Origin of the sequence: Butyrivibrio sp. NC2007, from assembly GCF_000421405.1 — a bacterium.
In the GTDB taxonomy this organism is placed as follows: Bacteria; Bacillota; Clostridia; order Lachnospirales; family Lachnospiraceae; genus Butyrivibrio.
In genome coordinates this window covers 1-9,695 of record NZ_ATWY01000040.1, presented here as the reverse complement: position 1 = coordinate 9,695, position 9,695 = coordinate 1, and the positions used below count along the sequence as shown (strand labels likewise).

Genomic DNA, 9,695 nt, shown 5'->3' with positions numbered 1-9,695 from the left:
CAAAATGAGACAAACTGAAACGTCCCCGGTGACTCAAAATGAGACAAACTGAAACGTCCCCGGTGACTCAAAATGAGACAAACTGAAACGTCCCCAGTGACTCAAAAAATGAGCCCCTGACTCCGTCCCCGGGGCTCAAAATGAGGAAACAAAAATGGCAAGAGTCTTAAATTTCCTGATAATTATCCTGGAGCTGATTGCTTTCAAAAAGGCATTTAAGTGGCATGGTCTTAAGAAGAACTTTATCTACTACACGCAGATTTCCAACCTGCTGACGCTGGTTTCGTCAATTCTTCTGGTGATCTTTGGGGGAAAAGAGCCTGTGGAGGTGCTAAGGTTTATCAGCGTTTGCATGCTCATCATGACCTTCTTTGTGACAGCATGCATCTTGGTTCCGATGTCCGGAATGCTGAAAGAGCTGCTGTTTTCGGGAAGCGGTCTTTTCCATCATCTGTTAATTCCCATAATTTCTACATTTTCATATATGCTGATTGAAAAGCGGGTAAGCCTTAAGTGGATGTGGCTTCCGGCCACTGTAACACTCGCTTATGGCCTGGTAATGCTTTATTTCAACTATACAAAGCGCCTGGAAGGCCCGTATCCTTTCTTCCTGATAAGGAGCAACGGTGTGAAAATGACCGTTGTGTGGATGACTTGTCTGTTACTGGTCGTTAGCGCAATCTCTTTTGCCGTAGGATACCACAGCCCCAAGAAGTCTGATCTGAAGTTCATATTCGTGCATGGGCTCTCGGGCTGGGGAAGTTATGATACGCAGTACGAGTACTTCCCGTACTGGGGGACTTCTCACGGAGATATCATCAGGTACCTGAATGAAAAAGGCTATGAGAGCTACGCTGCCTCGGTTGCCCCTAAGGGAAGTGCCTGGGACAGAGCCTGTGAGCTATATGCTCAGCTTACGGGAACAAGGGTGGATTACGGAAAGGCTCACAGCGAAAAAGCAGGCCACGAGCGCTTTGGAACGGATTATTCAAAACAACCGTTATTAAATAATTTCGCAGATTCTAGGTTCGTACTTATCGGTCACTCATTTGGAGGGGCTACGGTAAGACTTTTTTCCGAGCTCATCAGAAACGGCTCTCAGGAGGAAATTGCCGCAACTGATCCGGATGATCTCTCGGACTTCTTTAAGGGAGGCGGAGGAGACGGGCTATATGCGGTAGTTACGCTGGCAGCGCCCACCAATGGCACGACAGCATATGACCTGTACGAGGATGAGTCTTTTGACGTATCTGAAATTTATGTGCCTGAGGAGTACATAGAGAAGAGCAAGCGCATGTCGGGCGTATCAACGCCTGTGTATGACGGACGTCAGCTCTGGGATTATGCGGCCTTTGACATGCATATAGACAATGCACTGGCCATGAATGAGACTATAACAACGTTTGACGACGTATATTATTTTGCTTACCCCTGTGTATCGACAAAAGTGGGAGAAAATGGCCTTTTGGAGCCCGATCCGGAGATTACGGAAGGTCTTTTCATAAAGGGCTCAACCTACATGAGCAGGTATACCGGAACGACGGCAGGCGGATTTATAGTTGATGAGTCCTGGCAGCCAAACGACGGCCTCGTCAATACGGTTTCGGCCGGAGCGCCTATAGGAGCGCCCTCCGCGGAGTATAAGGAGGGGCAGACTATAAATCCCGGCGTTTGGAACTTAATGCCTGCCACAACGGGCGATCACATGTCCCTACAGGGAGGTCTTACAAAGAGGGTCAATGTGAAACCGTTTTATCTGAAACTGGTAAAGATGATAACAAGGCTCTTTTTACCAGTCTGAATCCCAGTCTGTATATCCTGAGTCCCAGCTGTCGGAGCTCCAGCCTGAATCGTAGTCGTAGCTGGACTCATATCTGGAACCGCCGTAGCTACTGCTTCCGCCGCCTCCGACACCGAAGATCACAACCAGTATCCAAACAATAATGGAAATGATCGCAGTAAGTACACGTGAGGATCCATCGCCATTACCGCCATTTCCGGAGCGTCCGCTTGAAGAACCTTCATAGCTTTCATCCATGCCGAAGTCAAAGCCGGAGCTTACCGGATGATCCTCGATATGGAAGTTTCTGATGCTCTCGGGCATTCCGGTATATGATGAGGAGCTCTCGTATTTGTTGCGTTCTCTTTCGGCCATTTCAGCTGCGTATCTGAGTTTCTGGTTCGCAATCTCGGACTGAAGACGGTCGTAAAGCTCCACAACGGCAAACTCTTCGTCTGTTCCGCGGTAGCGAATCGCACGGCTTCCGTCTGCTTTATTCTTGTAAACCACAAATTCTCCGGTTTTATCATCCTTGTAAATACCAAAAGCCTTGGCACCGGTATAATCGAAGCCTACGAAAAACCTGGTTTTGCTGGGTGTAAAGCCGTTTCTTTCGCAATAGTCTTTTAATTCTTCAATTGTTTTTGGGATTCCGCCATTAGCATAATCTGTTGTGCTCATGATCTTCTCCTTTAGTGCTTATCTGCCTTTCTAATATGTATACAACTAAGAGGCAGATATTGTTGCAAAAAATCTTGACCACGCCTTAGCCCTTAGATACGATTGTAAGTGTGATTGTTTAGCTTATAAGGAGGTCAGGAATGGACAACTTTCGATATTATACACCAACAGAAGTGATTTTTGGAAAAGAAGTTGAGAAGGAGACCGGGGAAACTGCCAAAAAGTACGGAAACAAGGCGCTCCTCGTATTCGGAAAAGGGAGCGTAATAAAGAGCGGACTTCTTGAGAGAGTAGAAAAATCTCTGTCTACAGCCGGCATTGAATATAAGGAATTCGGCGGAGCCAAGCCAAATCCCACCCTGGCCCATGCTAAAGAGGGCGTAAAAGAGGCTCTTGCCTTTGGCGCAGATATGATAATCGGAGTAGGTGGCGGAAGTGCCATCGACACTGCAAAAGCCATCGCCCACGGAACTGCAAATCCTGAAAACGACCTGTGGGAGCTCTGGACTAAGAAGGTACCGCTTACCAGATCCCTTCCTGTCGGAGCGGTTCTTACAATCGCAGCTGCAGGCAGCGAAATGAGCAACTCCGCAGTTCTGACCAACGAGGAGATCGGCAAGAAAGCCGGCATAAATACTGACTTTAACAGATGCAGATTTGCTATTGTAAACCCTGCACTTGGTGCAACTCTCCCTAAGAATCAGATAGCTGCAGGTGTTACAGATATCATGATGCACACCATGGAGAGGTATTTTATCCCGGACAGCCACTGCGATATGACAGACGAGATTGCAGAGGGGCTTCTCAGGACAGTCATAAAGAACGGCAAGATTGCTGTGGGAGATCCGGCCAACTATGATGCAATGTGCGAAGTTTTCTGGGCATCAAGCCTTTCACATAACAACCTCACAGAATGCGGAAGAGACAAGGATTTCTCAGTTCACAAGCTGGGGCATGCACTCTCGGCGCGCTTCGACGTAACCCACGGTGATTCCCTAGCGGCAGTATGGGGCTCCTGGGCAAAAGAGCTTTACAGGGAGGCACTTCCCAGATTTGCCCGCTACGCAAGGAAAGTGTGGGAGGTTTCGGAGACTGATGATGAGAAGGCAGCTCTTTTAGGAATAGAAAAGACCGTGGAATTCTTTAAGTCAATCGGAATGCCTGTAAGTCTGAAGGACCTGGGCATTAACCCCACTGAAGAAGATCTTAAGGCTCTTTCGCTGGATGCGACCATGCAGGACACACTGAAGCTTTCAAGAATAAGACCGCTGTCAGCTGAGGATGTTAACAGGATATATCATAAGGCTATTGGATGATAGCCAAATTATAAGGAATAGGGATATTAGTAGTACATGCTTAAAAAATTAAATGAATTTGGTGAGCGCGGAGGCATTATAAGAAAAATACTGGCCTTTGTGGCATCTTTAGTGCTCATATTTGGAAGTTTTGCAATCGGTTTTCTTGTTTCGCTTTACTTGTGCGCGATTATAGATGAAACGATAGGATCGGCTGCGCTTACGATGTTATCTATATTTACGCTTTTGCCAATAGGAGGTCTGGGACCGATATTTCTTTTGGCATATGGACTTCCCGGAAAGCATAAGAGCAAGGAGGAAGAAAAGGAAGAAGAAAAGGAAGATTATTCTGTTTTTTCTACCAGCTTGCCGCTCAAACCCAATAAATTCGGCGAATTGCCACATTTTGGAAAAATGTTTGGTTCCTTGTGGTTAAAAGAGCTTTTGCGAGATGAGGTATTTCATCGCTATACCTACCAGTCGGGAAAAGAAGCCCGTTTTCTGAAGGTCAGTGAGTCGGGAAAGTGGATTTCTTTTTGGGGAGGATATCTTCCGATAGACCTGATAATCGGTTACAACAAAAGGAAAGCCGAACTATATACTGTTGATGGAAACACTATCTTGCTTCCGTTCATTGCTCATAGCACCATTTTTAGCAGAGAACTTGAGAACTTTTTCAAAGAAAAAGGCGAGTATTATACAGCTGTACCTGAACATGCATGGCTTGAATTTGCGGGTACCAACGGGGCGATAGATGAGGCTCTTGCAAAGAAAGACTGGGGTGCATTTCGATATCTCTGGGAAAAGAATCTCCTGAACAAGCATAAGAAAAAAGCCGGTAGCAGCACTGATATTTATGAGAGGGTTCTTTCAGATAAGGAGATCAATAGGATAGTCAGGGATGTCAAAGCAGGGAATGAAGATCTTTTAACCTATCTGAATTTTGACAGGTACAAGAACGATCAGAGCGTATGCAACGGTGTTGAGCTCTTAAGGCTGCTTGGATATCCCAAAAACGTCGAGGGGGTTGACTTTCTTTTTGACTGTCTGGGAGACGTTGATGAGCCGTACTTTTTCATGGCAGTAGAGGTTTTAAAGATTTACCCTAAAAAGGTTCGCGAGGAGCGAATTGAGTACTATGCAAAGCTTGCACATGAGAATGGTGACGTTGAGAAATTCGGCGGCTTATTATATCTGGCAAAAGAGCTAAAGTACGAAATCAAGTATGTTGATAAAATGAAGAAAATGGAAGATAAAAAGGAGGAAGAAAATGGCTTATACCAGGCAAGCAGATGCTAACGTGATAACACAGCAGTACATGGATTCAATACTCATTGAGTCAAGGTACATCGATTCAGTCAAAGCAAATACGGAAATAGAGTTTCTGGGGGAGTCTTTTTCCATGCCCGTTATGACACCGGCTTTTTCGCATCTTAGTTACTACAACGGCCGCGAAAAGACCGGGCTGGAAGAATATTCGGAAGCTGCAAGAGACTTAAATATCCTGAATTTCTGCGGAATGATGGAAAACGATCAGTTCAAAAAGCTTGTCGATACCGGCGCAAAGACCATCAGGATCGTTAAGCCCTATGCGGACAATGGTAAGGTAAAAGACCAGATGCAGTTTGCGGAGTCGGTTGGCGCGTTTGGAATCGGTATGGATATTGACCATATCTTTGGAAATGACGGCTATGACGTGGTTGTGGGTGAGGAAATGAGCTTCCAGACCTCAGAAATGCTGCATTCCTATGTTGAGCTGACAAAGCTTCCTTTCGTTGTAAAGGGCGTCCTCAGTGTCGCAGATGCAGTAAAGAGCGCTGATATCGGAGCAAAGGCCATCATTGTCAGCCATCATCACGGCCGCGTGCCTTACGCCGTACCTCCGATGGTTGTCCTTCCTGAGATAAAAGACGCTTTGGAGGGCAGGGACGTTAAGATAATCGTCGACTGCGGAATCGCAACAGGCGCAGATGTGTTCAAAGCTCTGGCACTTGGCGCAGACGCAGCAGCTGTTGGAAGATCAATGCTTCCATCCCTTGAGAGTCAGGGAACAGCCGGCGTATGTGAGTTCATAAAGGGCGTTGGAAATGAGCTCAGATATATAATGAGTTCCACAGGATTTGAGAATGTTTCAGACATCGACAGCTCAGTGCTGTATCAGATTTAAGAAAAGCAGCAACATATAATTTTGACCTCCACTTAAAGGTGAGGGTCATTTTTTTTACCAAAAAAATAGACAAATATGGCGAGGCAAGTTTGTCGATTATAATGATTGTGCGCTATTATATAGTGCGCTATCATATAATAAGCATAACTTATATTTATGCAGAAGGAGGATTTCTTTTATGGCTTTTACAAAACTATTTGAAGAGGGGAAGATTGGCAAACTTACACTTAAGAATCGTGTAGTTATGCCGGCTATGGGAGTTGGTCTTGCTGAGCCAGACGGTCATGCCAATGAGCATATCATCCGCTACTATGAGGAGAGGGCAAGAGGTGGCGTAGGCCTTATTATCACTGAGGTTACCAGAGTTGAGCCTATGTACGGAACAGCTTGTCCGTGCCAGCTTGGAGCTTATAAGCTCTCTCATATTACCGGAATTCAGAGGCTCACAGACAGAGTTCATCGCCATGGAGCAAGAATATTTATGCAACTTCATCATCCGGGAAGAGAGAATCACGCAATTCAGATAGAAGGAAGACAGATTGTTGCACCATCCGAAGTAATGTGTAAGGTATGCCAGGAGATGCCGAGAGCTCTTTCAACAGAAGAGGTTGAAGGTCTTGTTAAAGCCTTTGTGAACGGCGCAGTTATTGCAAAGGCAGGTGGAATGGACGGTGTAGAACTTCATGGTGCACACGGATATTTGCTCAATGAATTTATGTCCCCATATACAAACAAACGTGAGGATAAGTACGGCGGCTCTTTTGAAAAGAGACTTACCATTATGCAGGAGATTATCGCAGGAATCAGGGAGCAGTGCGGACCTGACTATCCTATATCAGTAAGAATCAGTGCCGATGAATTCGTAGATGGCGGACTTAAGATAGAGGATACAGTCGAGATCGCAAAGTGCCTTGAGAGCTGGGGAATCAATGTTATCAACGTTTCAACAGGTATATACGAGTCATCAACTACTATCGTAGAGCCTGCTTCATTTGCTCAGGGCTGGAAGAAGCATCTTGCACTTGCAATCAAGGGAGCTGTAAGCATTCCTGTTATTGCTGTTAATAATATAAAAGAGCCTTCAGTTGCCGAAGCACTCCTTGAAGAAGGCGTATGTGACTTCATTGGTGTTGCCAGAGCAAATCTTGCAGATCCCGAGTGGTCCAGAAAGGCTGAGTGCGGAAAAGAAGCAGAAATCAACCGTTGCATAGGCTGTCTTAACTGCTTTGGAGCAATCGGAGCAAATGGCCATATCAAATGCACAGTGAACCCAAGATGCGGAAGAGAAGTTGAGTTTGACAAGATAAACAGAAACGGTGATGGCAGAACTGTAGCAGTAATCGGCGGAGGTCCGGCCGGAATGGAAGCGGCGCTCACGCTTAAAGAGAGAGGTTTTAAGCCTGTTATTTTTGAAAAAGAAAACGTACTCGGCGGACAGCTTAATCTGGCAGACAAGCCTGTTCTTAAGGACAAGCTTGGTGCTTACAAGAACGGACTTATTGCAAGAGTTGAGAATTCCGGAATAGAGGTAAGGCTTGGAACAGAGGCTACAGTAGAGAATGTCAAGGATGTAGATCCTGTGGGCGTATTCCTTACAAGCGGCGGAACACCTATCATTCCTCCAATCCCTGGAATCGACGGAAGCAATGTTATCACAGCTGAAGAGTTCCTGAGCGGAGCAAAAGATGTAAAAGACGGCTCTGTTGTGGTTATCGGCGGCGGAAACACCGGTATGGAAGTTGCAGAGACCCTTTGCTACAAGGGAAGAGAAGTAACTCTTGTCGAGATGCTTGACCAGATCGGAAGAGGTCTTTACCCTTCAGTTCTTGTGGACTACATCACAAGAGTGACCAAGCAGGGCGAGAAGATCTGCACAGGTCAGAAGGTTCTTTCTGTAGATGATAAGGGAATTGTTATCCAGAGTACCAAGGACCACACAGAAGCAAGAGTTGATGCAGACAATGTTATCGTTGCACTTGGTGTAAAATCCGAGAATGCGCTTCTTAAGCCTCTTAAAGAGCTCGGAATCCCGGTTCTTGCTGCAGGTGATGCAAATGTTCCCGGAAGGATCATGGAAGCAACTCTCGACGCAGTAAATCTGGCATACGGATTTATGGAATAAGAAATAAGGGAAAGAGTAAATAGTAAGCAAAGACTTCCTTCGCTCGTTTTAGGGGCGGAGGGAGTTTTTTGCTTGCTGATTTGGAAGATTTTTGCAAATGGTGGTAAGATTGATGATATGGAAAATAAAACTTATACATCAATTAAAGAAGAACTTGAAGTAACCAAGGAGAATGGCCGGGTCATCAGGGGGTTGATATACAGACCGGATGACGAAGGCTCTTTTCCCACGGTCATATTTGCTCATGGCTTTGGGTCAAACTATAGAGAGCTGATGCACCACGGCGCAGGATATGCGGAAAACGGTATTGTATGCGTGTTCTTTGACTTCTGTGGCGGCGGAATGGAGTCTGCAAGCGACGGAACCATGCAGGAGATGACCGTCATGACTGAGGCTGCGGACCTCGTGGCAGTCATGGAGAGCGTAAAGTGCCTGCCTTATGTGAACAAAGATAGTCTGTATCTTCAGGGCGAGTCCCAGGGAGGGCTTGTTTCCGCGATTGTTGGCCGTGCTTATACGGAAGACGTCAAGGGCCTAATTCTCTGGTATCCGGCGTTTGTCATTCCGGATGATTCCAAAAAGCGCCTGGAGAGAGGCGATACCGAGGTGTTCGGCATGAAGCTCAGTCCCGATTACGACAAGGTCGCAGTGGATATCGATGTAAAAGACCTGCAGACAGGCTTTGGGAAACCGGTACTCCTGATCCACGGTAACAAAGACGACGTTGTGCCGATAGAGTACTCCAGGACTGCAGCTGCCAACTACGGCTACGCAACGCTGCGCGAGGTAAAGGGCGCAGGTCACGGCTTCGACGGCAAGGATTCCGACATGGCAAGGGAAGCGTCTGTGGATTTTGTGAAGATTTATGAGCACATTTCGTGAGAGATGAATAATGTGCCAATTCTTCCGGGAGCTTAAGTCAGCCCCGCAGATAGGGCATTGTAGCACAAAAAGAGAAGGATGCAAGGGCTGCCCGAGCGCCAAAAAGCGGCGTTCAGCGTACTGTCCCATGCGTCCTTCTCTTTTTGCGCGTATTAGTCACTAAGCGGGGCTGGGGAAAGATGCTTGCGCTAGGCTTTTTGCATGTCAAAAGGGTGTAAAGTGCCCTGTATGCCATAAAATTAAGGTAGGAAAAGAGTTTTGTGCAATTGATTTACATGTCAAGGAGAGGTAAAAGTGGCATCCTGCCACAAAATTTGGCTCAAAAAAAGGTTTTGCGCAATGGATTTTCATGTCAAAGAGGGTAAAAAGGGCCTATCTGCCACAAAATCTAACGAGGGAAAGCCCTTTGTGCAAATATTTATCATGTCCCGGAGGATGAAAAGTGGATATTTGCCACAAAATCTGGCGAGGGAAGGCCTCTTGTGCAAATATTTATCATGTCCTGAAGGATGAAAAGTGGATATTTGCCACAAAATCTGGCGAGGGAAGGCCTCTTGTGCAAATATTTATCATGTCCCGGAGGATAAAAAGTGGATATTTGCCACAGAATTCGGCGAGAGAGGGTCACATAATTTTCATTTTGATTTCAGGCGCTCATGTGATATGATTGTCAGGTTGAAATGAGAGGTTATAAGTTTTGCATATAGTAAGTAGATTAGAAGAAACGAAAAAGAGCTTAATACTAGGATTTATGCTTGCTGTTAAGGG

At 46.0% G+C, this 9,695-nt stretch carries 7 protein-coding genes; 6 read left to right on the top strand and 1 reads right to left on the bottom strand.

Annotation, left to right across the window (positions count from 1 at the left end):
- The first annotated feature begins 154 nt into the window (after nucleotides 1–154).
- Nucleotides 155–1,801, top strand: coding sequence for an esterase/lipase family protein (locus G632_RS21595; protein ID WP_022770924.1), 1,647 nt, complete (start codon nucleotides 155–157; stop codon nucleotides 1,799–1,801).
- On the opposite strand, the gene G632_RS0118055 is transcribed toward G632_RS21595, so the two are convergent.
- On the bottom strand, nucleotides 1,790–2,461 hold the full coding sequence (locus G632_RS0118055) for a hypothetical protein (RefSeq protein WP_022770923.1): 672 nt from the start codon (nucleotides 2,459–2,461) through the stop codon (nucleotides 1,790–1,792). The genes G632_RS21595 and G632_RS0118055 overlap by 12 nt on opposite strands.
- A gap of 140 nt (nucleotides 2,462–2,601) precedes the next feature.
- On the opposite strand from G632_RS0118055, the gene G632_RS0118050 reads away from it, so the two are divergent.
- From G632_RS0118050 to G632_RS20735, 5 genes are all read left to right on the top strand, one after another.
- Nucleotides 2,602–3,777, top strand: coding sequence for an iron-containing alcohol dehydrogenase (locus G632_RS0118050; RefSeq protein WP_022770922.1), 1,176 nt, complete (start codon nucleotides 2,602–2,604; stop codon nucleotides 3,775–3,777).
- Nucleotides 3,778–3,813: 36 nt separating this feature from the next.
- Nucleotides 3,814–5,055: a hypothetical protein gene (locus G632_RS0118045; protein WP_022770921.1), complete on the top strand. Its 1,242-nt coding sequence runs from the start codon at nucleotides 3,814–3,816 to the stop codon at nucleotides 5,053–5,055.
- The gene (locus G632_RS0118040; RefSeq protein ID WP_022770920.1) at nucleotides 5,027–5,923 is read left to right on the top strand and encodes an alpha-hydroxy-acid oxidizing protein; all 897 of its coding nucleotides are present in this window, start codon (nucleotides 5,027–5,029) and stop codon (nucleotides 5,921–5,923) included. The genes G632_RS0118045 and G632_RS0118040 overlap by 29 nt, the downstream gene beginning before the upstream one ends.
- Before the next feature lie 178 nt (nucleotides 5,924–6,101).
- Nucleotides 6,102–8,045 (top strand): oxidoreductase, encoded by a 1,944-nt coding sequence (locus G632_RS0118035; RefSeq protein ID WP_022770919.1) that lies wholly within the window; start codon nucleotides 6,102–6,104, stop codon nucleotides 8,043–8,045.
- A 72-nt stretch (nucleotides 8,046–8,117) separates the two neighbouring features.
- On the top strand, nucleotides 8,118–8,927 hold the full coding sequence (locus G632_RS20735) for an alpha/beta hydrolase family protein (RefSeq protein WP_022770918.1): 810 nt from the start codon (nucleotides 8,118–8,120) through the stop codon (nucleotides 8,925–8,927).
- Nucleotides 8,928–9,695 lie beyond the last annotated feature (768 nt).

Excerpts from the sequence above, each read along its gene's own strand:
- G632_RS21595 (WP_022770924.1), top strand. The coding sequence starts at position 155 with ATGGCAAGAGTCTTAAATTTCCTGATAATTATCCTGGAGCTGATTGCT.
- G632_RS0118055 (WP_022770923.1), bottom strand. The coding sequence starts at position 2,461 with ATGAGCACAACAGATTATGCTAATGGCGGAATCCCAAAAACAATTGAA.
- G632_RS0118050 (WP_022770922.1), top strand. The coding sequence starts at position 2,602 with ATGGACAACTTTCGATATTATACACCAACAGAAGTGATTTTTGGAAAA.
- G632_RS0118045 (WP_022770921.1), top strand. The coding sequence starts at position 3,814 with ATGCTTAAAAAATTAAATGAATTTGGTGAGCGCGGAGGCATTATAAGA.
- G632_RS0118040 (WP_022770920.1), top strand. The coding sequence starts at position 5,027 with ATGGCTTATACCAGGCAAGCAGATGCTAACGTGATAACACAGCAGTAC.
- G632_RS0118035 (WP_022770919.1), top strand. The coding sequence starts at position 6,102 with ATGGCTTTTACAAAACTATTTGAAGAGGGGAAGATTGGCAAACTTACA.